We start from the raw sequence: 22435 nt of genomic DNA, 5'->3' as shown, positions 1-22435 counted from the left end.
GACAACGTCGCGTCGAGCAGGTCGGCGTCGTCGCCGGCCGTCACGGCCAGCACCAGCGCGTGCGGGCCCGGGCGGGCGAGTGCCGCGACGAAGGCCGCGTCGGCGACCACGTAGTCGCCTGCGGCGGCCCGGTAGCGCGCGGTCGCGGCCAGCGGGCCCTGTTCGATCTCGACGCGTGCGTCGGCGACGGGCTCGCCGCTGGCGTAGCGGCCGACCCAGAGCGTCAGCACGCCGTCGTGGAGCCGGCCCACGACCTCGAACAGGTTGGTGGCGGCTTCGAAGCGCGGGCCGGTGGCGGTGGTGGCGGGCGCCGGGTGCGGCGCGTCGCCGTGGGGTTCGTCTCCGTGCGCGCAGGCGCTGCCGGCGGCGATGGCCAGGGCCAAGGCCCCGGCGCAGGAAAGTCGGTTCATGGCATCAGTCCTCGTGCCTGTTGGAGCCGGGCGGCGGCAAGCGCCGCGGCCACGGCCTGGCGCCGCATCGCGGCCTCGGCTTGCAGCGCCTGCGTCAACGCGCGCAAGGCCTCCGGCAGCGGGCTCTGGCCCGCGTCGAACGATTTCTGGATCAGCACGGCGCGTTCGCGCAGCAGCCGGGCCCGCTCGGCTTCGTTGGCCAGCTGCTGCCGGGCGGCGCGCTCGTCCTGCACGGCGCTCGTCAGCGCGAGATCGAGCTGGCGCCGGACCTCGGTTTCGCTGGCTTCGGCCAGCTCGGCCTCGGCCAGCGCGGCGCTGAGCAGCGGCTCGTTGCGCTCGGCGCTGGCGAACGGGATGCGCAGCGCGACGCCGACCCCGTTCACATCGGGTTCGCCGCCGGCGCGCTCCTGGTGCGCACGGAGCACGAGCTCGGGCGCGTCGCGGCGCGACAGGCGCACGGCATCCAGCCGCTTGCGCGCCAGCTCCAGGCGCGCGCCGGCTTCGTGCAGCAGCGGGTGCGCCACCAGCGGGGCCGTCGCCGGCGGCACGTCGGCCGGAGCCGGCCGCGGCGGCAGCGTGGCCAGGCCGGTGAGGGCGGTCCAGCGGGCTTCGGCTGCCTGCAGCGCCAGCCGGGCGCGAGAGCGTGCATCCTCTCCCGCCAGGCGTTCAGCGTCGGCGGCGAGCGCGTCGGTGCGCGCCAGGTCGCCGGCGCGCACGCGGCGCGCGACGTCGTGCGCCAGGGCCTCGAACTCGTCGGCCTGGATCGCCGCCGATTCCACCTCGGCCTGCTGCATCCAGACCGCCCACGCGGCCTCCTGGACGGCGCCGGCGAGCTGCAGCCGCGCGGCGTCGGCCGCCGCCGATGCGGCCGCGGCCTGGGCGTCGGCCGCCGCCAGCCGGGCGCCACGCTGGCCCGGCAGCCACAGTGGCAGGGCGATGCCGAGTTCGGTCTCGCGGCTGCTGCCGCCGGGCTGCTGGCGCTTGCGCAACTGCTCGAGTTCGAGCGCGGGCGACGCGGCCCAGAACGAGGACGCGGCGCTGTGCTCGGCCTGCGCCGAGCGGCGCTGGCCGGCGGCGTCGACGGCCTGGACGCTGCGCGACCAGGCGGCCTCGACGGCGCTGCGCCAGTCGGGCGAGGCCGGCGCGCCGCCCGTCTGCGCCGCGGCTGGCAGGGCGACGGCCAGCCCCAGCACGCCGAACGCGTGCCGCAGAAGGTGCCCGGCCATCTCAGCGCGGCCCGGGGATGCCGACGATCGTGCGGCGACCGGCCGGCCCGGTGCGGCGTGTCATCGCACCACCACCTTGCCGACCATGCCGGCCTCGAAGTGGCCGGGCAGCAGGCAGGCGAAGGCGATCTCGCCGGCCTGGGTGAACTGCCAGACGATCTCGCCGTGGTGGCCGGGCTCGACGTGCACCATCTGCGGCGCGGCGTGGACCATGCCCGGCATCGCGCGCATCGCGGCGGCGTGCTGCTTGAAGTCTTCCGGCGTGCCCAGCACCAGCTCGTGCAGCACCTGGCCCTTGTTGCGCACGTTGAGGCGCACGGTCTCGCCGCGTTTGACGTTGATGACGGCGGGGGCGAAGCGCATCTCCGACATGTCGACGATGAGCGAGCGCGTGACCTGCTTCGGGTCGCCCTGGCGGCCGAACGGCGTGTCCTTGACTTTGGCGGCGTCGTAGGCCGGAGCCGGCTCGACGCCGTGCGCGCCGTCGCCATGGGCGAGTGCCGGCAGCTGGAAGAAGGCGAGAGCGCAGAGCGCGGCCGCGACGGCGGGTGCACGCAGGTGTGACGGATGCATGTGAATCCTCGAATACGGTGTGACGCGCGGACCGGGGTCCACGCAGCGGCCCGCGCCGTGGCGGCACGGGCGATCACGGCCTCGCACGGAGGCCGGGCCGGGTCAGATGCTTCGAGGAGGGCGCTCCTGGCCATCGGTCAGATGGCTTGGAGCGGGTGCGTCGCGCAGCGACGCGTGTCGCTGCGGCAGCGGCAGCGGTGCCGGCACCGTCGGGGCGGTGCCGAGCAGCGGAGACATCGAACAGCTGGCGGTGCAGGTGTTGCACTTGACCACCGCGCCGTGATGGCCGGCGTCGGGGGCGGCGCCGTGATCGTCGGCGTCAGCGGCCATCGCCGCCGGCTCGCAGCCCGCATGGGTTGCGGCGGCCGCCTCGTGCCCGTCGACGGCGGCAGCCGCTTGGCCCGCATGCCCGGCGCACAGCAGCACCTCGGCCACCGCCCCCCGGAAGGGGAGCAGCGCGGCCAGGACCAGCAGCACCAGGATGCGCAGACGTTTCACGGCGGCGAGCTTAGCACCGCGCCTTGGCGGGGCACGTGCCTTGCCGCCGACGCCGTGGCCCGCGCCGTGAACGCTGCATAGTCGCGCCGGCACCCTTGTGCACGCAGCGGCGCGGGCTGGAGGAAGCACCATGCACACATTCGACGGAAGCTGCCGCTGCGGCCAGGCCCGGGTCGTGGCCCGGGGCCAGCCGCTGCGCGTCGGCATCTGCCACTGCACCGACTGCCGCCAGGAGAGCGGCTCGGCCTTCACCTTCTACGGCGTCTGGCCGGCGGACCGGTTCGAACACAGCGGCGAGACCGCCGAGTTCATGGGCCGGCGCTTCTGCAGCCGCTGCGGCTCGCGCCTGTTCGCGCTGGACGAGCAGGAGGCCGAGGTCAAGCTCGGCGCGCTGGCCGAGGCCCCGACCTCGCTGGTGCCGGGCTACGAGCTGTGGGTCAAGCGGCGCGAGCCGTGGCTGCGGCCGGTGGCCGGGGCCGAGCAGTTCGACGAAGACCGGCCCTGAGCCGGTGCCGGCTCAGGGCCGGATGCGCCGCGCCTCGAGGTAGAAGCGCTTCTCGTCGGCCTCGCCCATCGAGAAGCTCTTGCGCGGCAGCGGCCCGTGCTGCGCGACGCGTGCGATCAGCTCGCTCTTGCCCAGCGTCGCCAGGTGCAGCCCGGCGTGGCCCTCCTGGCCGGCCAGGCGAGCGAGCGCGTCGTCGCCGTGCACGTAGTCGACCTCGCGCGCGCCGCCCTGGGCCAGCAGGGCGTCGACGAAACCCTGGAAGCTGGCGACGTCCAGCTGCGCGGCCGGCGCGCCGTGCACCAGCACCAGCGCGTGGCGGCCACCCGGCTGCAGCAGCCCCGCGGCGTGCACCTCGCGCGGCAGCGCCGCGAGCGCGGCGCGCAGCGTGGCGGCGTCGGGCTGGTCGACGATCTGCAGCCTGCTGCCGAAGTGCGCCGCCAGCGCGGTGCGCAGGTCGGCCGTCACGCCCAGCAGCAGGCGATGGATGGGCGCGAACGCCATCGCCGGGTCGTGGATGTTCTCCACCTCCACCAGCGCCCAGCGCGCCGGGTGGTCGGCGCCGGCCGTGGCCTTGATGCGCTCCCAGCAAGCCTTGGCGGTGGCCAGCGAGTGGTTGCCGTCGCCGACCGCAAAGAGCATCGGCGGCGTGCCCGCCGGCAGCCCGTGGCGCGCGGCGAACGCGGCGCCGTCGCCCAGCGCCTGCAGCGCGTTCACCGCCTGCGCCTGCAGTTCGGTATCGGGCGCAAAACCGGCGACGCGGCCGCCGCCCAGCATCAGCGCCGTGTCGTAGAGCGGCGCCAGGCGCTCACGCTGCGCGGCCAGCGGTTCGATCACGGTGTGCGCGGGGTCGTCGATCAGGACCAGGATGTGCGGCAGCTCGAGCTCCGCGTCCTGGCGCAGCTCGATCCGCGGCGCGATGCGCTCGACGATCGTGCCCTCGGTCGGCCGGATCGGGCTGGCCGAGCCGGGCGTGTAGTCGTACTGCTCCAGGTCCAGCTCCAGCATCAGCCCGCGGCGCACGCGGCCGTCGGGCAGCGTGCGCTCCACCAGCACCGCTCCGTCGTGCGGGCGCAGCAGCCCCTGGTCGCCGTAGCGGCGCATCGCCGCCTGGACGCGGGCGATGCGCTCGCTCTTGTCGGGGCTGGCGAGATGGACCTCGGGGTAGATCAGCTGCAGCGCCGAGGGTGCGTCGCCGACCTCGTGCTCGACACGCTGCCAGTAGCCGGGGTCGCTGGTGTACTGGTCGCAGGCGATGACGCACCAGCGGGGCAGGGCGAGGTCGGGGCGGGGCAGCAGGAGCTGCGGGAGGCGGAAGCTGGAGGCGGCGCGCATGGCGGGATGATGCCGCAGGGCGATGCGCGGGCCGCCCGCATGCCGCCCTTATCCTGCCCGGCATGGCCATCCAGCTGACCCCGCTTCTCGACCGTTTCGACACCGCCATTGCGGCCCTGCGCGAGCAGCACGACGCCCGCGGCCCCGGCTTCAGCATCGCGCTGGTGGCCGACGGCCAGGCGCTGCGCAGCGTGCACCACGGCCAGGCGAACCTGGAGTGGCAGCAGGCGCTGGCGGGCGACACGCGCTACTACCTGGCGTCGGAGTCCAAGCCCTGGGTGGCGGCGCTGGTGATGCAGGCCGTGGCCGCCGGCCGCATCACGCTGGACGCCGACATGCGCGCGCACCTGCCGGCGCTGGCCGGCTGCACGCAGCCGGTGCGGCTGGGGCATCTGCTGCGCCACACCAGCGGCCTGGACGACTATCTGTACCTGTGGGGCATGCAGCTCGGGCACGACGAGGACGACCTCGTCACCCAGGCGCAGGCGCTGGCGCTGATCCGCCGGGCCGAAGACGTCGACTTCGAGCCCGGCAGCCGCCACGACTACAGCAACAGCAACTACGTGCTGCTGGCCGACTGGCTGGAACGCGACGCCGGGCTGCCGCTGGACGCGCTCGCCCGCCGGCGCTTCTTCGAGCCCTGGGGGCTGCACGACACCGGCTTCGAGAACGACCCGCGCCGCGTGCTGCCGCGGCGCGCACGCAGCTACCGGCTGGACCCTGCCCGCGGCTGGCTGGACCGGCCCGTCAACCTGGCGAGCTGGGGCGATGGCGGCCTGTGGGCGACGCTGGACGACCTGGTGCGCGCCGAGGCGCAGTGGCAGGACGACTGGCGGCGCCACGGCGCGCAGTCGCTGCTGGGGCGCTGCAGCGCCGACGACTGCGGGCGCTTCGGGCCGGCCGACCTGATGTACCGATTCGGCGTGGAAGTCGTGCCGCGGGACGGCGGCAGCCTGATGTTCCACGGCGGGGCGTTCGCGGGCTTCTCGTCGCTGGTGCTGCGCGGGTTGGACGAAGGCTGGGCGCTGGTCGTGATGGCGAATGTCGAGGGCTTTGACGCGTCGGCCTCGGTTTGGACCGGGCGCTTGCTCGGCGAGGGCCCCTGAGAGCGAGCGCGGACGCAGCCAAGGGCCGCGACGAACTGGGTGCAGCGAACACGGACGGCACGCCAACACGCAAAACAGCCGGGGCGTTACCCCCCGGCTTTTTAGTCGCGCCGCCGAACGGCGTGCGGCGTCAGGACAGCTTCATCAGCGCGATGCTCGCCGAAGCGGAATCCTGGATGCTGTCGGCGTTGATCCACACCGTCTGCAGCCCGTTGCCGAACAGGTTGGTGACGATCTTTTGCGGCGGCTGGCCGGTTGCCGGCAAGATCAGGCGCACCGGCACCGGATTGGTGTCGTCGCTTTGCACGACGTTGGCGGCCGGATTGGGGCCCGGATTGACGCAGTAGATTGCCATTGCATTACCGCCTGGGCCGAATTGCGCGCACATGAATTGCGTCACGTTGCTTTGAATGGTCAACGAATACCAGGTCGACGCCGGGACGTCGTAGAAGCGGGAGAACTTGCTGAACGTCATCACCTGGCCGTTTTCGGGAAGGTGGGTATTGGAGATGCCCCCGCCGCCCATCGGGAAGGCGACGCTGCCCAGGAACGCCTGCACCTGGGTGTTGGAAGGCGTCGACGGGCTCATCGACAGGGTGACGGTGTTGGTCGAGGCACCGTTGATCGCCACGATCGTCGCCAGCCCCTGGTTGCCGGTGGTGCCGGGCACGACGACGGTTTTCGGCGCCTGCATGTTCGTGGTGAACACGTTGACCGTGATGTCGTGGTCGTTCCCGGCCGAGTTGTAGAGGAACAGGCCGGTGGCCCCGTTCTGGATGTTTTCGCAACGGAAGGAGTTGTTGCCGGGGCTGGGGGTCAGGGTGACCAAACGGCCGTCGTTCCAGTTTGCGGTCGACGCGGCGGCTTCGGACGGGGCTCTCAAAAGGGCGACCATGTTTGATGCTCCTGGGTTGCCCGCGCGCCGGGATGGCACGCGAGACAGGAACAAGCTTACGTCGGCAGTTCGGCTTTTCAAGCGTCATGACAGCCTTTGTCACTGCGCGAACGATTCGATGCTAGGGGGCACGGAATTCGTTCCAGACCGCCACTGGTGGAGCGCTGAATAAAAGAACGCTGTCACATGCTGGTCACTAAAATGCAGTGCTGCGAATTCATCCAGTGCGTCGCTGCGGTGATATCGGCTTTCCGATGGTCTTTGAGGCGGCATTCGTCGCCTGGAGGGCGGTATTCCCGCCGTCATGGCCGTCATTCGCCCCTTTGCGGACGCCTGCGGCCAGGCGGCGGCGCCGCGTGAGATTGGCGGCCCCGTCGCCTATGCGTCGGCGATGGACCCGCCCCCGGCGCCTGCAACGACGCCGGCCCTGCCGCTCAGGCGTACCGGCCCACCAGCCCGCCATCGACGACCAGTTCGGTGCCGGTGATGTAGGCCGCAGCGTCGCTGAGCAGGAAGGCGCAGGCATGCGCCACCTCCCAGGCCGTGCCCATGCGGCCCATCGGCACCTGGCGGTCGCGCGCGGCCTTGACGTCCGCCGGGTCGGCGGCGAAGCGGTCGGCAACCGTCCTGGCGATGCGCGGCGTGTCGATCAGCCCCGGCACCACGCAGTTCGCACGCACGCCGCGGCCGGCGTATTCGAGCGCGATCAGCTTCGTGAAGTGCGACAGCGCGGCCTTGGTCACGCCATAGGCCAGGTGCGGGTAGCCGAGGTAGCGCAGCCCCGCCACCGACGAGATCGTGACGATGGCACCACGCCCGCGCTCGGCCATGCCCGGCAGCACCTGCTGCGCAGCCGTGAGCAGGCTGCGCACGTTGACGGCGTGGATGCGGTCGAAGTCGGCTGCGCTCGTCTCCATCGGCCCGCCGGTCTTGCCGATGCCGACGTTGTGGTGCAGCGCGTCGACCGGGCCGAAGTGCTCGGCGGCTTCGGCGAAGATGCGCACGATGTCGGCTTCCACCGCCATGTCGCCGACGAAGGTCTCGGCGCTGCCGCCCTCGGCGCGGATCAGCGCGGTGGTCTCGTCGGCCGAGCTGCGGTCGCGGTCGGCCACGCAGACCTTCGCGCCCAGGCGCGCATAGGTGATGCAGGACGCACGGCCGATGCTGAAGCCCGGCCCGGCCGAACCGCCGCCGGCGACGAAGACGACGCGGCCCGGCAGGCCCAAGGGCAGCGCCGTCGGCATGGTGCTCCCTGGAGCGGCGGCGGGTCCCGCCGAGCGGGCATGAGCCCCGGACAAGTTCTGGGCGCTCATGCTGCCAGCCCCACCGTCATGCCGCCGCAGACGTACAGCACCTGCCCGGTGACGAAGCCCGCGCGCGCGTCGAGCAGCGAGGCGACCATGTGCGCCACTTCGGCGGGCTGGCCCATGCGTCGCAGCGGGATCGCGTCGATGATCTTCTGCGTGGCCGGCGCACCCGGCGGGTTGACGCGGTCGAACAGCGGCGAGGCGATCGGGCCGGGGCCGATGGCGTTGACGGTGACGCCGTAGGGCCCGAGTTCCAGCGCCATCGTCTTCGCCAGGCCATGCAGCGCGGCCTTGCTGGCGGCATAGGCGCTGCGCGTGGCCTTGCCGACGGCGGCGCGGCTGCTGATGTGCACGATGCGGCCGAAGCGCGTCGCCTTCATGCCCGGCAGCAGCGCCTGCGCGCAGGCGATGGATGCGCCGACGTTGAGCGCCATCACGGCCTGCAGGTCGGCCAGCTCGGTCTCTTCGAACGAGGCCGGCCGCACGATGCCGGCGTTGTTGACCAGGCGCGTGATCGGGCCAACGCGTTCGATCACGGCGGCCAGCGCCGCCCGCAGGCCCGGTTCGTCGGTCAGGTCGGCCTGCACGAAGACCTCGTCGGCGTGGGGCGCGGCGGCGGGCTGCAGGTCGAGGTTGACGACGCGATAGCCGTCGGCCAGCAGGCGCTCGACCATCGCCCGGCCCAGGCCGTTGCTGCCGCCGGTGACGAGCACACGCTCAGCCATGGTCGACCACCGTCGGCATCGCGTGCTCCACCGTGTCCCAGATGAAGCGGCCCGAGGGGCTTTGCTGTTCTTCGACGATGTGCGCCACCAGCCCCGCGGCGCGCGAGATCACCGCGAAGCCGCGCATCACGCCGGTGGGCACGCCGATCTCGCCCAGCAGCGCGGCCACCGCGCCGGTGGCGTTGATCGTGATCGGGCGGCCCGCCACCTCGTCGACCGCGGCCGACAGCGTCATCAGCGCGGCGATCTTGTCGCCCTTCAGATCGGGCTCGGCGCGGCCCAGCTCCAGCAGCTTGTAGGCACGCGGGTCCACCGGCTTGTGCAGGTGGTGGCCGAAACCCGGCACCGCGCTGCGTTCGGTCTTGTGCTGGCGTGCGATGGCCAGCGCCTCGGCCTTCTGCGCCTCGGCGTCGCCCGCTGCCTGGATGCGGTCGAGCAGGCGCGAGCAGTTCTCCATCGTGCCGACGAAGCTGCTGCCCACTGCCAGCAGCCCGGCCGAGACGGCGCCCTGCAGGTTCTCAGGCGCACTCATGTAGATCAGGCGCGTGGCGATGGCGCTGGGCGTGAGGCCGTGCTCCATCAGCACGATCAGCACCGCGTCGACGATGCGCATGTCCACCGGCCGCGGCTCGCGCGCCAGGATCTGCATCAGCATCACCTCGGTGAACGTGCGCTGGCCGAGCAGGTCTTCGACCAGGTTCTTTTCGCGGTAGTGCAGGCTGGTCAGCGTGTGGCTGCACAAGCGGGTCTCGGGCACTTTCGTCGTCGTCATGTCGGGTCTCCTGATGTCTCTGCCGAAGCCCCCAGCGCCATCTCGCGCACCTCGGTCTTCAGCACCTTGCCCACCGGCGAGCGCGGCAGGCTGGCGTGGAAGTGGATGTGTTTGGGGGTCTGCACCGGGCCCAGCTTTTCGCGCACCCAGGCGATCAGTTCGGCCTGCGTCGCGGTGGCGCCGGCGCGCAGCTGCACCGCGGCCTGCACGGCCTCGCCCCACTTGTCGTCGGGAATGCCGAAGACGGCGCACTCGTGCACGGCGGGGTGCTGGCCGAGCGCGTTCTCGACGTCGATCGGGTAGACGTTGAAGCCGCCGGTGATCACCAGCTCCTTCAGCCTGTCCTTCAGGAAGAGGTAGCCGCGCTCGTCGATGAGCCCGCGGTCGCCGGTGTGCAGCCAGCCGTCGACCAGCGTCTCGGCGGTCTTGTCGGGCAGGCGCCAGTAGCCGCTCATCACCAGGTCGCCGCGCGCGACGACTTCGCCGATCTCGCCGGGCGGCAGCAGCCTGCCGTCGGGCGCCATGATCTCGACGTCGCTGAACCAGCTGCGCCGGCCCACGCTGGCCCAGTTGTCTTCGTCGTCGAAGTCCTCGGGCCGCATCAGCGTCAGGATCTGCGGCGCTTCGGTCTGGCCGTAGGTGGTGCCCAGTACCGGGCCGAAGAAGGCGCGCACCTGGCGGATCTTCTCCGGGGGCATAGGCGCGCCGCCGTAGATCAGCCGCCGCAGCCGCGGGTAGTCGGCGCGGCTGCTGCCCGGCAGGGCCATCAGCATGTAGACCAGCGTGGGCGGCATGAAGCAGCAGCTGCCGGCGCGGTCGCGAAAGGCCGCGCGCACCGCCTCGGCACCGGCCTGGGCCAGCACGACGTGGCAGCCACCCTGCGCCAGGATGGGCATCACGTAGGTGCCGGTGCCGTGCGTGATCGGCGCGGCCAGCACGTAGCGTTCGTGCTCGTCGAAGCCCCAGCCGTGGATCTGGTTCGTGATGTTGGCCAGCCAGGCGCGGTAAGGCTGCATCACGCCCTTGGGCGCGCCGGTGGTGCCGCCGGTGAACTTGATGGCCTGCGTGTCGCTGTCTTTCAGCCCCAGCGCGGCGAGGTCGATGCGCGGTGCGCCCGCGTGCTGCGCGACCAGCGTGCACAGCGTCGGCTGCGCATCGTCGCCGGGTGCTCCGGTCCAGATGCGCTGCGTCTGCGCCGTGGCGATCAGCGCCGCGCTGTCCGGATCGACGACGACGATGCTGGGCTCGGTGATGTCGACGATGCGCTGGATCTCGGGCGCCGTGCTCTTCACGTTCAGCGGCACCCAGACCTTGCCGGCGGCCAGCGTGGCCAGGAACGCGAGCAGGTGCTCGCGCGAGTTCCGGGCCAGGATGCCGACACGGCTGCCGGCCGTGCCGTCGAGCGCGCACAGGCCCGCGGCCAGCGCCGCCACCTCGCCGGCGAGCGTTGCATAGCTCGTCAGGCCTTCGGGCGCGTCGATCGCGCTGCGTTCAGGCCAGCGCGCCGCGGCACGCCAGAAGAAGTCGATGGGGAACATGGAATCCTCGTGTCGGCGCGGCCGTCAGTCCGCCTTGGCGCCCGAGGCCTTGACCACCGCGTTCCAGCGTTTGATCTCGGCGGCGGCGAACTTGCGCATGTCGGCCGGCGTGCCACCCGCCGGCGTGGCGCCCATCTCGGCCAGGCGTTTTTTCACGTCGGGCAGCGCCAGCACCTTGGCCAGTTCGGCGTTGAGCTTGTTGACGATCGCCGCCGGCGTGCCGGCGGGTGCGGCCAGGCCGAACCAGCTCTGCACGTCGAAGTCGGCGTAGCCCGATTCGATGAAGGTCGGCACGTCGGGCAGCAGCGGCGACCGCTGCGGGCTGGTGATGGCGAGTGCGCGCAGCCGGCCGCTCTGGATGTGCGGCATCGCCGACGGTGCGTTGTCGAACATGCTCTGCACCTGGCCGCCGATCAGGTCTGTCACCGCCGGCGCGCTGCCGCGGTAGGGCACGTGCAGCATGTTCAGCCGTGTCACCAGCTTGAACATTTCGCCCGAGAGGTGGATGGACGAGCCGCTGCCCGACGACGCGAAGGTGATGCCCTGCGGCTGCGCCTTCGTGTAGGCCACGTACTCGGCCAGCGTCTTCACCGGCACGTTGGTGTTGACGACCAGGATGTTGGGCACCTTGGCCATCAGGCCGATCGGCTCGAAGTCCTTCTCCGGGTCGTAGTTCAGCTTGGGGTACAGCGTCGCGTTGATCGTGTTGGCGATCGTGAACACGTAGAGGCTGTAGCCGTCGGCTGGTGAACGCACCACCGCTTCGGCGCCGACGTTGCTGTTGGCACCGGCGCGGTTGTCGATGACCACGGTCTGGCCCAGGCCCTCGCCGAGTTTCTGGCCGATCAGGCGTGCGATCACGTCGGTGGCGCCGCCGGTGGCGTAGCCCACGACCAGCCTGATCGGCTTGTTCGGGTAGGCGCCGTTCTGGGCCAGTGCGGGCAGAGCGGTGCTGGCAGCTGCCAGTGCAGCGGCGGCGATCCAGGTGCGGCGGGTGATCCGGGTCATCTATGTCTCCTTCGTATGGCGGCGAGCCGGCGACGTGCGGCGTTCCGACCTGCGAAAATTCTTGGCGATGGGGCCTGCCAACACGCCTTCAAACGTCCGGCCAGCGGACGAACATGGGGAAAGCCCCAGGCCGCCGGACGCCAGCGCGAACCAGGCCGACAGCGAAGGCCGCACGCTGCGCCGCGGCCTGCTGCTGCTGGACACCGTGCAGCGTGCCGGCGACGCCGGGCTGCGCGTGGTGGAGCTCTGCCGCGCCAGCGGCCTGCAGCGCGCCACCGTGCACCGGCTGCTGGCGACGCTGCTGGACACCGGCCATGTGCAGCGCGCCGGGCGCTTCCACTACGTCGCCGCAGCGCGGCGCGAACCGCAGGCGGCCGGAGCGTCGGACCTGGCACGGCGCATCGCGCCGGTGCTGGCGCGCGTCAGCAAGGCCTGCGGCGACGCGGCATTCGCCGTCGTGCGCGAGGGGCACAGCTCCTGGTGCATTGCGCGCCATGTCGGCAACTACCCGGTGCAGATGCTCACGGTGCAGGTCGGCGCGCGCCAGCCGCTGGGCGTGGGCGCGGCCGGGCTGGCGCTGCTGGCGGCATTGCCCGACGACGAGGCCCAGGCCGCCATCCATGGCCACGGCGTGATGCTCGCGCGCTACGGCGGCATGACGCCCGAGCGCCTGGAACTGCTGGTGCGCAACACGCGCGAACGCGGCTGGGCGGTGGTCGGCAACCACGCGGTGCAAGGCGTGCTCGGTGTCGGCCGCGCGGTGTGCGATGCCGAGGGGCAGCCGATGGCCGGCATCAGCGTGGCGGCGAGCACCGACCGGATGACGCAGCAGCGTCAGCGGTGGATTGCGGGGTTGATGAAGGAGGCGTTGGGCGACTGGGCCGGAGGCGCTGACTGAAGTTTTACGGAGTGCTCGGGTGGTTTACAGCAAGGTCGTCCACGCGGTCGCGGACCTGGTCGCGGCCCGCTACGTATTCCCTGAAGTCGCGGAGCGGGTCTCCGCGCAACTGCGTCGACGGCATGGCTGCGGCGCCTACGCCACCGCCGACCCCTCCGAGTTCGCGGCACGACTGACGGAAGACCTGCGACAGGCATCCGGCGACCTGCATCTGCGGGTTCGCTACGAGGAGCAGGCGCACGTTCCGGAAGCGCCCGGGGCGACCGTGCGCGAGCAGAACGACCGTGCAGAGCACTGCCGTCGAACGGGATTCGGCATTGCGTCCGCGCAGCGTTTCGCCGGCAATGTGGCGGTTCTCGACATCAGGGAACTCGTCGAGCCGGAGTTGTCTCGCCGGGCCTACGAGGCCGCGCTGGCGTCCGTCGCCGATGCGTCGGCGCTCGTCATCGACCTGCGGCAGTGCGTGGGCGGAGATCCGGACACGGTCGCCCTGGTGTGCTCGAGCCTGGTGGACCAGCGCACGCCGCTCAGCAGCATCGTGCCGCGCTCCGGTCCCGAAGAAACGTTCTGGGCCGATCCGGCGCTTCACGCCGTGAGCTTTGGCGGACAGAAGCCTCTGTTCCTGGCCGTTGCCGACTTCACCTTCTCCGGAGCCGAGATGCTGGCCTACGACCTGCAGGCGGCGCAGCGCGCCGTCGTCATCGGCGAAACGACCGGCGGCGGCGCCAACCCCTGCAACTTCCACTGGCCGTCGCCCCACTTCAGCCTGCTGCTGCCGGAGGCGAGTGCCAGGAATCCGATCACGGGTGGCAATTGGGAAGGGGGCGGTGTCGTGCCGGATGTGCGCTGCGATGCGGGGAATGCCTTGCGTGTTGCGATTGAGTTGGCGCGTGGGCGAGTGTCGGGCGGGGCTTCAGGGGCTGTGAACCTTGGGAACAGTTACCCGGTGAGTTCGGGGCTGGAACTGATCCCGCTGCAAACCCGCCATCGGGATGCCGGCGGCGGCTCAAGACTGAGGCTGGGTGAAAAGTCGGCCGACGCGCAGTTCCCAAGTCATCGAGCCCCTCCCGCGATGCCGATCGTTGATCCTAGGCCGATCTGAAAGGTCCACTCCGCGCCCGAAGCCCGAGTTTTCACACAGCCTCGTCTGGTTGCGGTCGTTCAGGATCTTTAGGCTAACGCCTGTTGCCGGGTGAGCCCCGACTCTGTAGTTCACGTAGCGTGGCGAAGCGTAAAGCAGGTGTAGCGCGCGCTGCCCAAGGAAAGGGTCATTGGCGAGCCATGCGTGCTGACATCATGAAGGCCTAGCGGCAGCAACATCAGCGAAGTGATGCACGACGAAGATGGCCGGCGAACAGGTGAAACGCCGCACCGTCACGCCTGGCCTGTTTCAGCGGCCGCGCGCGACGCTCTTAAGGACTTCAACGCTTCGAACAGACGCTCCGCATAAACGTACCCGATCCGCCTGACGGCATCAGGGCTGAAGTACAGCCAGGCAACGAGCATTGCCAGTGAGACGGCGCAGGTCACACCGCCGGCGGGCGTGATTCGGTCAAGGTCTAAGAAGAAGGGGTGAAGCTGCACGGTCTTGCTGAGGACCACGCCCGCGACCATACCAATTAGGCTTGCCACGACGCCATAGAGCCGCATCGCACACATGTTGCGATGAAACCCATAGGCGATGTTCTCTTTGAGAAGCAGCCCGTACGGCTTTCCCCGGGTTCGCTCTCGCAGAGCCCGCGCCGCAGCAATGTACGAAGCGTCAGCAGTCACCGGATCTTCTGCTTCCTCTACCTCGGAGGGCATCCGAATTCCTAACTTTTTGGCAATCTCCTCGTGGTACCGAGCCTTCGTCACGCGGTCGAGAAAGTCGTCGCGATGGCGGAGGACTATAGTGCTTGGCATGCCGCCCCATTTTCTAATAAGTCGCTCCTCTAGGAGCTTGCCGCGGCCGCGTGCAATGCTAGCTAGTCCATAGATCACGCCACAGCTTGTCACAAGGCCGAGGGATGCCGTCAGTAGGGGATTCCTTGCCCCGAAGGTCCACAAGATTGGGATGAGCAACGGCAAGATCACGAGCAGACCGGGCGTCATTCTCGCCTTGCGCTCATACGGATCTCGTACCTCTTTGAGAGCTTGGGCAAATGTCATTTCATCTCCCGTGGCCCATCGAGAACCCATGTGTCTGTCATTGTGCCTCAACGTTGCTATCAAACTCCTCCGGCTCTATGGGAACAACGCCTGGGTGACCATTTCCGGAATAATGCGAAATCCACTTCTCACGATTGGCGAAGACCTTAAACCCGCGCCGTATGAAGGCGTTCTTAACTTGACCGCGCGGATACTCGGGCTTGTTCGCGCCGACAGAGCAGAAGGCAGTTCCAATTACCGTGCCCTTGGCCTTGCGAGGCCCCAGCCACCGATCCAGCACCGCCGGTGTGACGTTATGCCGGCTACCATGGTGCGGCATTTGCACGAAGCCTGGCATTCGCAGGTTAAGCGCATTCGCGTAATCGGCTGCTTCGGTTAGGCCCTCAGGACCTACGTCTGCAGTCAGCAGGACGCCTCTGTTGTCGAGCTCGGCGTACTGTACGATGCAACTCTCGTTCGAAGCGGATGTTGGCGGCTGTGGATTATCTGATAGTGTTTCCACATCCCATGCCTCTTCCAGCCGCTTCATCGCCTGCTCCTTGAGCGAGCGCAATAATCCGAGTTGAGATGGCGCTCGATATTCGGCGCGATAGGATGTTGGTGTTTTTTCAAATTCCGATATCAAATCGACGTATCGGTGCCTGCTGGGTGCGAGTATCCGGAATCGGCCAATACAATTTCCTTGGAAAGCCTCGTGAATTTGCGTTCCCTTGGATTCTGCAATATTTTCCAGCTCAACCAAGTACGGGTGACGCTTCTTCATTTCGTCAATCAGTCCTGCGAGAGTGTAGTTGCCGTGAAAGTGCTGAATGACCTCGTTTGCGTATAGCCATGGCCTGTTCATCCAAAGATTCTTGACATCGAATCTGCGCAAGACGTCGATTAGACCACAGGCATGATCGTTGTCAGCATGCGACAGGATCATATGGTCGATGAAGTATCCAGGGTAGAACCGATCAATGTGATTAATGATGGTCTGGCCGGTATCGCTCCGACCACCGTCGACGACGTGCAGGTAATAACCGCTCGTCTCGTCACCGTAGCGGACAACGATGGCGTCGCCGTAGCTGTCCCCAACAGGCAGAAAATCGATTTCGTAGGCCAAGCACTCCCTCGCTTTCTCGGGATCGTTATGTACGCTGCAGGAAAATTCAGGTAATTATCGCCGCTTGCGAAGACTTTTTCGGGGCGCGGTGAGCAGTTCGGGCCTCCAAGAGAAGCCCCCGTAGTGCCTTGAGATGACATCTGTGGTCGGGGTTCAGCGGCTACCGCGCGTCGTTCGAGCGGAACCTTCAGACCAAGGCGGGGGAAGACTGCTGGCGCGCTCGTAGGCGAGGACTCGCGGTGGTCCCGTTTCCCAGTAGGAAGCTTCAGTGGGCCGTCGGGCACGCACAACGTTCAAGCGCTCGAGGACAGTTATGGCGCAGCGAGATTTGATCAATGTGTGGCTCTTCAAGGTCGACTGCTCACGATCTCAGCGGTCATCCGGAACGCAACGACCCAAATGCCGGCATGGCCTCGCCGATCCGCCGTTCGGCTCGCGAGCGCAGATGTCAGCGTACGCGGCACAGCAGCCTTCCCCGGGCTTGCTCATCGGCCGCTGCGGTGTAGTCATTCACACCACTACGACGCAGCTGTCCACGCACCCATGCTCCTTTAAGGTCGCCCAAAGTCCATCTCCGTGGCTGAACAGACCCGGTTGATCATTCAACCGCCGGCACCCCCAACGCATTGAGCGTCGGGGTGGTCATCTGCCCGCTCTGCGGCAGACCTTTCAGGTTCTGGAAGAACTCCAGCCCGAGCTTGGTGTCGGCGTTCAACTGACCGTCGACGGTGCCGTTGTACAGCCCGAGCTGGCGCAGCGCGATCTGTACGCGCATCACCTGCAGCCGCCGCTTTTCCGAGTTGGACAACGGCGGCGCTGCCTGTGCAGGCGGATGCGCGGTGGCCGGCACGACCGCCTGCTTGGCCCCGGTGCTGCCGCTGCGCTCGCCCGGCTTGGTCGGTTGTGCCGAGCCGTCGAAGGTGCCGGGGTCGTAGTCCTTTGGCCCGCTCGGCGTCGGCGCCAGGCTGCTTCCCGACGATGGCGGCGGGCTCGGTGGCTGGTAGCTGCCACTGGTGCCCGAGTAGTGCGACGAGTGGCTGGCGTGACTCGAATGCGAACTGTGGCTGGAATGCGAGCGATGCCCGGCGAACAGGTTCGCGCCTTCGAGGTTCAGCGGCCGCAGCGGCACGGCGGAGGCGTCGCCGCTCGTCAGCGGCATGCCCGCTGCAAGGCTGTCGCCGCTGCGGCCGATCAGCAGCGGCACGCCGGCCAGGAACAGCGCGATGTCCTTGACGAATCGACTCATGTCAGTCCTCCTGAGACCGGCTGGATGGCACCCGGCTTCCAGCCCGTCTGATGCCAGGCGAAGAGCCCGCAGCAGCGCTCGCGCACCTTGCAGCGTTCGCATTCGGCGACGTACTGCTGCTTCCATTCCGAGATGCTTCGGCACGCTGCCGGCCACAGGCGCGTCGGCAGCGTGCACAAGGGCGTGTTCATCAGCACGAACGGGATCCGGAAGCGCTCCAGTTCGCGGGTGCCGGCCAGCAGCGTGGGGTGTTCGGCCGCGAGGTCGACCTCGCAAAGTTCGCGGTTGGCGAGTGCGAAGCCGATCGGCTCGCAGGCCATCAGCGCCACTTCCTGCACGAACGGCAGGTTGCGGCCGATGAAGCGGCACAGTTCGACGAGCACGTCGAGCACCGGCCGGATCAGCACGATGCGCAACTGGACGGGCTGGCCATACGCCCGCAGCGCCAGCAGGCCGGCGATCGTCTCGTCGAAGGCGCCGGGCGCCTGGACGACGAAGTCGTGCACGAAGTCGGCCGGGCCGTACAGCGGTACCAGCCAGCTCACGCGCGCCGGCAGGCCATCGAGCAGCGCCGACGCGAGCGCGGGGTCGCCCAGGCGACGGCCGTTGCTCAGCACCTCGATGTGGGTGCTCGGGAAACGTTCGCCGATGGCGTCCAGCAAAGCCCGCAGCCGCGGCCCCAGCAGCAGCGGCTCGCCTCCCGTCAGGCCGATGCTGGGCGGGGCTGCCCGGATCTTCCTCAGCACCTCGAAAGCCTCGTCGGCCAGCCAAGCGTCGTCCTGCGGAGTAGGGGGCTGCGAGCACATCAGGCAGCCGTTGTTGCAGCGGTTGGTCAGCAGCAGCGCGTGGTGCCGGTCGCTCTCCCGGTACAGCACCTCGACGCGGGGGCGCCGCGGGTCGACCCGTACGACGTCGCCGTCGGCCAGTTCGTGCCAGTCGGTGGCGGACGGATGCTCCGCATCGCGGCTCACGCAGTGGATGCCCGGCCCGAGGGCCGGCCTGATGTCGACGATCAGGCGGCGCATGGACTCGCCTCCAGCTCATGCGGATGCGCCCAGCGGTGGAACAGGTCGAGCAGGGCCGGGTCGGCTTCGTCCAGGCGGCGGAACATCGAGTCGAACAAGCGCTGGTGGCGCTGGCAGTGTTCGGTGGTCGACGGCGGCACGTCGGGGCGCCCGTGTGCGGCGCAGGCTTCGACCGGGTTGGGCGCGCAGTACAGCTGGTAAGCGCAACGCTGGCAGTCGGGGTGCGCGGCCGTGAGGCTGGCGGCATGCAAGCCACGCTGGACGCGAGACGACAGCAGTGTGCTCAGCGGCTCGCCGATGCGCCCCAGTCGCAGCGACGGGTCGCCGGTCGCGGCCAGCATGCGCGCTTCGTCGCTGGGGTAGACGTGACCGTCGTGGTTGTAGACCAGCACGCTGGAGCCGGCACCGCACGGGCTCTGCAGGTCGACGAAGCCGCTGTCGAACGGCGACAACATCTTGTTGAGCAGGATGCCGGCATAGACCTCGCGGATCGGCACGCCGCGGCGGTTCCATTCGATCACCCGGTCCAGGCCGCGCTGGTAGAAGGCATCGAAACAATCCAGCGAATAACCGAGACGCGCCTGATTGCGTTTGGCAAAGCCGTAGGCGCTCAGCGGCCGCAGAAAAACGTCCTGCAGCCCGAGTTGCACATACTCGTCGACGATGGCCTCGGGGTGCGGCAGCGAGTGCGGCGTCGTCGTCATCAATGCCGAGACGCAGTCCGGATGAATGCGCTCGCGCGCCATGCGAATGCCGGCGACGGTGCGCCGATACGAATCGCGCCCCGGGGTCGGGCGGTTCTTGTCGTGCAGCCACGCGGGCCCGTCGATGCTGGTTGACAGAAAGACGTCGTGTTCGCGCAGGAAATCGCAGAGCCCGGCGTCGAGCTGGTGCAGCGTGCTGGCGACGACGAAACGCAGCCGCCGCCCTTCGCCGCGGTTGCGATCGTGGATGCGCCGCACGGCGCGTTCTACGAGGTCCGGCCGAAGCAGCGGGTCGCCGCCCTGGAACTCGATGGTCAGCGTCGGGCTGGCGCTTTCGAAGACCGTGTCGCAGGCGGCGTCCAGGTCACGTTCTGCCATCGTGAAGCCGGCTCCCTCGCGTGCGCGGCTGACCTGGCAGTAGCCGCAGCTGTGCTCGCAATGGAGCGTGGTGACGAGGATGTGCAGCGACGGGCCGGCCTGCACCGTCTCGCGCTTGGCCGCCAGCAGCGAGCGCGCCAGACGTTGCAAACCAGGGGAAGGCGCTTTGGCGAGCAGCAGGAAGCGCGACTTCAGCGTGGCCTGAAGCGGCAAAGGCAACGATGCCGGATCACGCTCTACCGCCTGCAATTCGGCGCCACTGAGCAGATGGTGGTCGCCGGTGCGGGACACGGCGAGAAAGCGGGCAGCGCCCAGTTGGCGCACCGCAACGGGCGAAAATTCCGAGGCGTAATAGTTCTCGTTGCTCACGACGAAGGCGCTCGAAACAACAGGCAGAACGGCACTAGCGCCGTGATGTTCCCGCCGTGCAGTGGGAGTTGGCTTAGGCATTGCGCCTGAAACATGTTGACATGATGTCACCAGTTGCTGCGTTCGATGCCGCCCAGGCACCGACGCAGGGGGCCGGATTACGAGCCCCACAACCCCGCCAGCCTCGCCAAACCGGCCCCAGGCGCTCCGCCGCTCGGATCCTCGTCGCCGTCACCGGCCTCACCCATCCGGGTGATACCGCCTCACCGCCCCATGTGATTCGCCCTAGTCGCGCTTATCCGACGATTGCCTCACCGAATCACCCGGAGACCTCGATGGCGCTTTACGAGTACCTGTGCAGCGAGCACGGCCCGTTCGATACGCACTGGCCGCTGGGCACGGCGCCGGCCGCCACCGCCTGCCCCCGGTGCGACGCGGCGGCACGGCGGGTGTTTTCGGCGCCGATGCTGAGAACTGGCCGCCGCCAGGCCTGGACGGCCACGGTCGAACACGCCGAGAAGAGCGGGCACGAGCCCGACGTCGTCTCGGCGCCGCCCGCCCTCGCGCGGGCGCCACGCGCCTCGCTGCCGCTGAACCCGGCACTGCTCACGCTCCCCCGGCCCTGAGCCCCCGCCGGCGGCCTCCGTGCTCCGCATCGTCGGAGCGGTTTCCCCACGTTCCTGAAAGGTGAGACCCATGCCTCAGAACCTCTTTCCGCTGGACAACACGAAGAAGTTCCGCGACCAGAAGATCGTCGGCCACAACCGCTGGCACCCGGACATCCCGCCGGCGGTGAAGATCAAGCCGGGCACGGTGTTCCGCGCCGACTGCCGCGAGTGGTTCGACGGCGCGATCCGCAACGACGACTCGGCCGACGACATCCGCCACGCGCCGCTGGCCGGCGTGCACGTGCTCTCCGGCCCGTTCTACGTCGAAGGCGCCGAGCCGGGCGACCTGCTGGTCGTCGACATCCTCGAGATCGACGCCTGCAACCAGGAAGACTCGGGCCCGCTGTCGGGCCAGGGCTGGGGCTATACCGGCGTCTTCGCGCGCAGCAACGGCGGCGGCTTCCTCACCGAACGTTTTCCCGACGCCTACAAGGTGATCTGGGACTTCCGCGGCGACGTCGCCACCTCGCGCCACATCCCCGAGGTCTCGTACACCGGCATCCACCACCCGGGGCTGATGGGCACGGCGCCGTCGGCCGAGCTGCTGGCCAAGTGGACGGCGCGCGAAAAGGCACTGATCGCCACCGACCCGATGCGCGTGCCGCCGCTGGCGCTGCCGCCGCTGCCCGACAGCGCGATCCTGGGCTCGCTCAAGGGCGCCGAGTTCGAGCGTGTCGCCGCCGAAGCCGCGCGCACCGCGCCGCCGCGCGAAAACGGCGGCAACCAGGACATCAAGAACCTCACCGCCGGCAGCCGCGTCTTCTATCCGGTGTTCGTGCCCGGCGCCAACCTGTCCTTCGGCGACCTGCATTTCTCGCAGGGCGACGGCGAGATCACGTTCTGCGGCGCCATCGAGATGGGCGGTTTCATGGACCTGCACGTCGACCTGATCAAGGGCGGCATGGCCAAGTACGGCGTCAAGGAGAACGCGGTCTTCATGCCCGGCAACCGCGACCCGCAGTACTCGGAGTGGCTGGCGTTCTCGGGCGTCTCGGTCGACTCCGGCGGCAAGCAGCACTACCTCGACTCGTGGCTGGCCTACCAGAACGCCTGCAACCACGCGATCGATTACCTGATGAAGTTCGGCTACACCGACATCCAGGCCTACATGATCCTCGGCACCGCGCCGGTGGAAGGGCGGCTTTCGGGTGTCGTCGACATCCCGAACGCCTGTTCGACGATCTACATCCCGCGCGCGATCTTCGACTTCGACATCCGGCCGTCGGCCACCGGCGCGCCGCACCAGGTCAAGCAGGGGCTGCAGGTGCCCCGGTCCGGCAACTGAAGACGCCGCGCCGGCCCGCCGCCCCGGCGGCGCCGGCGCTGCCCCCCCAACGAAGGAGACACGCGATGCTCGGTCTGGTTCTGTTCTTCGTCGGTGCCGTGCTGTGCCTGAACGGCCTGTGGCTGCTCGGGCGCATCGGCGACAACGAGATCTCGATCATCAACTACCTGGTCGGCGGCATCACGCTGGTCGCCTGCCTGGTGCTGGCTTTCGGGCCCGGCGCCGATGCGGCGTCGATCAAGGCCGCGGCGCTGACGCTGCTGTTCACCTTCACCTACCTCTGGGTGGCGATCAACCGGACCAACGGCGCCGACGGCCGCGGCCTGGGCTGGTTCAGCCTGTTCGTCGCGCTGACCGCGATTCCGGTCACGCTGCAGACCCTGTCCAGCGCCGACAGCACCTGGGGCTACTGGTTCGGCTTCAGCTGGGCGGCCTGGGGCGTGCTGTGGTTCCTGTTCTTCGTGCTGCTGGCGCTGAAGAAGCCGATCGCGCGCCTGGTGGGCGGGCTCACGCTCGCCGAAGGCGTGCTGACCGGCTGGGTGCCCGGCTACCTGCTGCTCAACGGCCTGCTGAAGTAGAGCCGCCCGCCATGCCGCTCTACGACTACCGCTGCGCCCGCTGCGGCGCCTTCCGCGCCTTCAGGCCGCCCAGCTGAAGCCGAACCAGTAGCCCCAGGTGCTGTCGGCGCTGGACAGGGTCTGCAGCGTGACC

At 69.2% G+C, this 22435-nt stretch carries 22 protein-coding genes and 1 pseudogene; 7 read left to right on the top strand and 16 right to left on the bottom strand.

The window, feature by feature from the left end:
- The 4 genes and pseudogenes from CKO43_RS19640 to CKO43_RS19625 form a co-directional block, all read right to left on the bottom strand.
- Positions 1-410: pseudogene (locus tag CKO43_RS19640) on the bottom strand (hypothetical protein); the annotation flags it as partial.
- On the bottom strand, positions 407-1636 hold the full coding sequence (locus tag CKO43_RS19635; RefSeq protein ID WP_200379674.1) for a TolC family protein: 1230 nt from the start codon (positions 1634-1636) through the stop codon (positions 407-409). The pseudogene CKO43_RS19640 and the gene CKO43_RS19635, both read right to left, overlap by 4 nt.
- 60 nt (positions 1637-1696) lie before the next feature.
- On the bottom strand, positions 1697-2209 hold the full coding sequence (locus CKO43_RS19630; RefSeq protein ID WP_200379673.1) for a cupredoxin domain-containing protein: 513 nt from the start codon (positions 2207-2209) through the stop codon (positions 1697-1699).
- Between the two features lie 102 nt (positions 2210-2311).
- Positions 2312-2707: a hypothetical protein gene (locus CKO43_RS19625; protein WP_200379672.1), complete on the bottom strand. Its 396-nt coding sequence runs from the start codon at positions 2705-2707 to the stop codon at positions 2312-2314.
- A 130-nt stretch (positions 2708-2837) separates the two neighbouring features.
- Here CKO43_RS19625 and CKO43_RS19620 point away from each other — a divergent pair, with 130 nt between their 5' ends.
- Entirely contained in the window at positions 2838-3212 is a 375-nt protein-coding gene (locus CKO43_RS19620; RefSeq protein WP_200379671.1) for a GFA family protein, read from the top strand.
- Between the two features lie 12 nt (positions 3213-3224).
- Here CKO43_RS19620 and CKO43_RS19615 read toward each other — a convergent pair whose 3' ends face one another.
- Positions 3225-4544 (bottom strand): DUF1015 domain-containing protein, encoded by a 1320-nt coding sequence (locus tag CKO43_RS19615; RefSeq protein ID WP_200379670.1) that lies wholly within the window; start codon positions 4542-4544, stop codon positions 3225-3227.
- Between the two features lie 62 nt (positions 4545-4606).
- Between CKO43_RS19615 and CKO43_RS19610 the strand changes: the two genes are divergently transcribed.
- Positions 4607-5650 carry a serine hydrolase domain-containing protein gene (locus CKO43_RS19610; RefSeq protein ID WP_200379669.1) on the top strand — a complete coding sequence of 348 codons (1044 nt, stop codon included), beginning with the start codon at positions 4607-4609 and terminating at the stop codon, positions 5648-5650.
- A 130-nt stretch (positions 5651-5780) separates the two neighbouring features.
- Here the strand turns inward: CKO43_RS19610 and CKO43_RS19605 are convergent, their stop codons facing one another.
- The 6 genes from CKO43_RS19605 to CKO43_RS19580 all read right to left on the bottom strand — a co-directional run bounded on the left by CKO43_RS19605 (position 5781) and on the right by CKO43_RS19580 (position 11895).
- Complete coding sequence (locus CKO43_RS19605; RefSeq protein WP_200228418.1) at positions 5781-6545, bottom strand: hypothetical protein; 765 nt, start codon at positions 6543-6545, stop codon at positions 5781-5783.
- 434 nt (positions 6546-6979) lie between these two features.
- Positions 6980-7789: an SDR family NAD(P)-dependent oxidoreductase gene (locus CKO43_RS19600; protein ID WP_200379668.1), complete on the bottom strand. Its 810-nt coding sequence runs from the start codon at positions 7787-7789 to the stop codon at positions 6980-6982.
- Positions 7790-7854: 65 nt separating this feature from the next.
- Positions 7855-8577, bottom strand: coding sequence for an SDR family NAD(P)-dependent oxidoreductase (locus CKO43_RS19595; RefSeq protein ID WP_200379667.1), 723 nt, complete (start codon positions 8575-8577; stop codon positions 7855-7857).
- A complete protein-coding gene (locus CKO43_RS19590) occupies positions 8570-9349 on the bottom strand; it encodes a citryl-CoA lyase (protein ID WP_200379666.1) in 780 nt (259 codons plus the stop codon). Before CKO43_RS19590 ends, CKO43_RS19595 begins: the two co-directional genes overlap by 8 nt.
- Positions 9346-10887, bottom strand: coding sequence for a class I adenylate-forming enzyme family protein (locus tag CKO43_RS19585; RefSeq protein WP_200379665.1), 1542 nt, complete (start codon positions 10885-10887; stop codon positions 9346-9348). Before CKO43_RS19585 ends, CKO43_RS19590 begins: the two co-directional genes overlap by 4 nt.
- A 24-nt stretch (positions 10888-10911) precedes the next feature.
- Entirely contained in the window at positions 10912-11895 is a 984-nt protein-coding gene (locus tag CKO43_RS19580; protein WP_200379664.1) for a tripartite tricarboxylate transporter substrate binding protein, read from the bottom strand.
- Between the two features lie 67 nt (positions 11896-11962).
- Between CKO43_RS19580 and CKO43_RS19575 the strand changes: the two genes are divergently transcribed.
- Positions 11963-12793: an IclR family transcriptional regulator gene (locus CKO43_RS19575; protein WP_200379663.1), complete on the top strand. Its 831-nt coding sequence runs from the start codon at positions 11963-11965 to the stop codon at positions 12791-12793.
- A 19-nt stretch (positions 12794-12812) separates the two neighbouring features.
- The gene (locus CKO43_RS19570; RefSeq protein ID WP_200379662.1) at positions 12813-13895 is read left to right on the top strand and encodes a S41 family peptidase; all 1083 of its coding nucleotides are present in this window, start codon (positions 12813-12815) and stop codon (positions 13893-13895) included.
- A 272-nt stretch (positions 13896-14167) separates the two neighbouring features.
- Here CKO43_RS19570 and CKO43_RS19565 read toward each other — a convergent pair whose 3' ends face one another.
- The 5 genes from CKO43_RS19565 to hxsB form a co-directional block, all read right to left on the bottom strand.
- Entirely contained in the window at positions 14168-14944 is a 777-nt protein-coding gene (locus CKO43_RS19565; RefSeq protein WP_200379661.1) for a hypothetical protein, read from the bottom strand.
- A 37-nt stretch (positions 14945-14981) separates the two neighbouring features.
- Positions 14982-16049: a ComEC/Rec2 family competence protein gene (locus CKO43_RS19560; protein WP_200379660.1), complete on the bottom strand. Its 1068-nt coding sequence runs from the start codon at positions 16047-16049 to the stop codon at positions 14982-14984.
- Positions 16050-16647: 598 nt separating this feature from the next.
- Positions 16648-17295, bottom strand: a complete 648-nt coding sequence (gene hxsA / locus CKO43_RS19555) for a His-Xaa-Ser repeat protein HxsA (RefSeq protein ID WP_200379659.1) — start codon at positions 17293-17295, stop codon at positions 16648-16650.
- On the bottom strand, positions 17292-18320 hold the full coding sequence (gene hxsC / locus CKO43_RS19550) for a His-Xaa-Ser system radical SAM maturase HxsC (RefSeq protein ID WP_200379658.1): 1029 nt from the start codon (positions 18318-18320) through the stop codon (positions 17292-17294). The genes hxsA and hxsC overlap by 4 nt, the downstream gene beginning before the upstream one ends.
- Entirely contained in the window at positions 18308-19912 is a 1605-nt protein-coding gene (gene hxsB, locus CKO43_RS19545; RefSeq protein ID WP_346728313.1) for a His-Xaa-Ser system radical SAM maturase HxsB, read from the bottom strand. The genes hxsC and hxsB overlap by 13 nt, the downstream gene beginning before the upstream one ends.
- A 194-nt stretch (positions 19913-20106) precedes the next feature.
- Between hxsB and CKO43_RS19540 the strand changes: the two genes are divergently transcribed.
- The 3 genes from CKO43_RS19540 (at position 20107) to CKO43_RS19530 (ending at position 22302) form a co-directional block, all read left to right on the top strand.
- Complete coding sequence (locus tag CKO43_RS19540) at positions 20107-20397, top strand: FmdB family zinc ribbon protein (protein ID WP_200379657.1); 291 nt, start codon at positions 20107-20109, stop codon at positions 20395-20397.
- Positions 20398-20467: 70 nt separating this feature from the next.
- A complete protein-coding gene (fmdA, locus tag CKO43_RS19535; protein WP_200379656.1) occupies positions 20468-21724 on the top strand; it encodes a formamidase in 1257 nt (418 codons plus the stop codon).
- 65 nt (positions 21725-21789) lie between these two features.
- Positions 21790-22302, top strand: a complete 513-nt coding sequence (locus CKO43_RS19530) for an AmiS/UreI family transporter (RefSeq protein ID WP_200379655.1) — start codon at positions 21790-21792, stop codon at positions 22300-22302.
- Positions 22303-22435: the final 133 nt, after the last annotated feature.

The sequence above is a fragment of the Rubrivivax gelatinosus genome (assembly GCF_016583785.1).
Classification (GTDB): domain Bacteria; phylum Pseudomonadota; class Gammaproteobacteria; order Burkholderiales; family Burkholderiaceae_C; genus Rubrivivax; species Rubrivivax gelatinosus_B.
The sequence above is the reverse complement of the archived record's forward strand: the minus strand, read 5'-3'. Positions and strand labels throughout refer to the sequence as shown.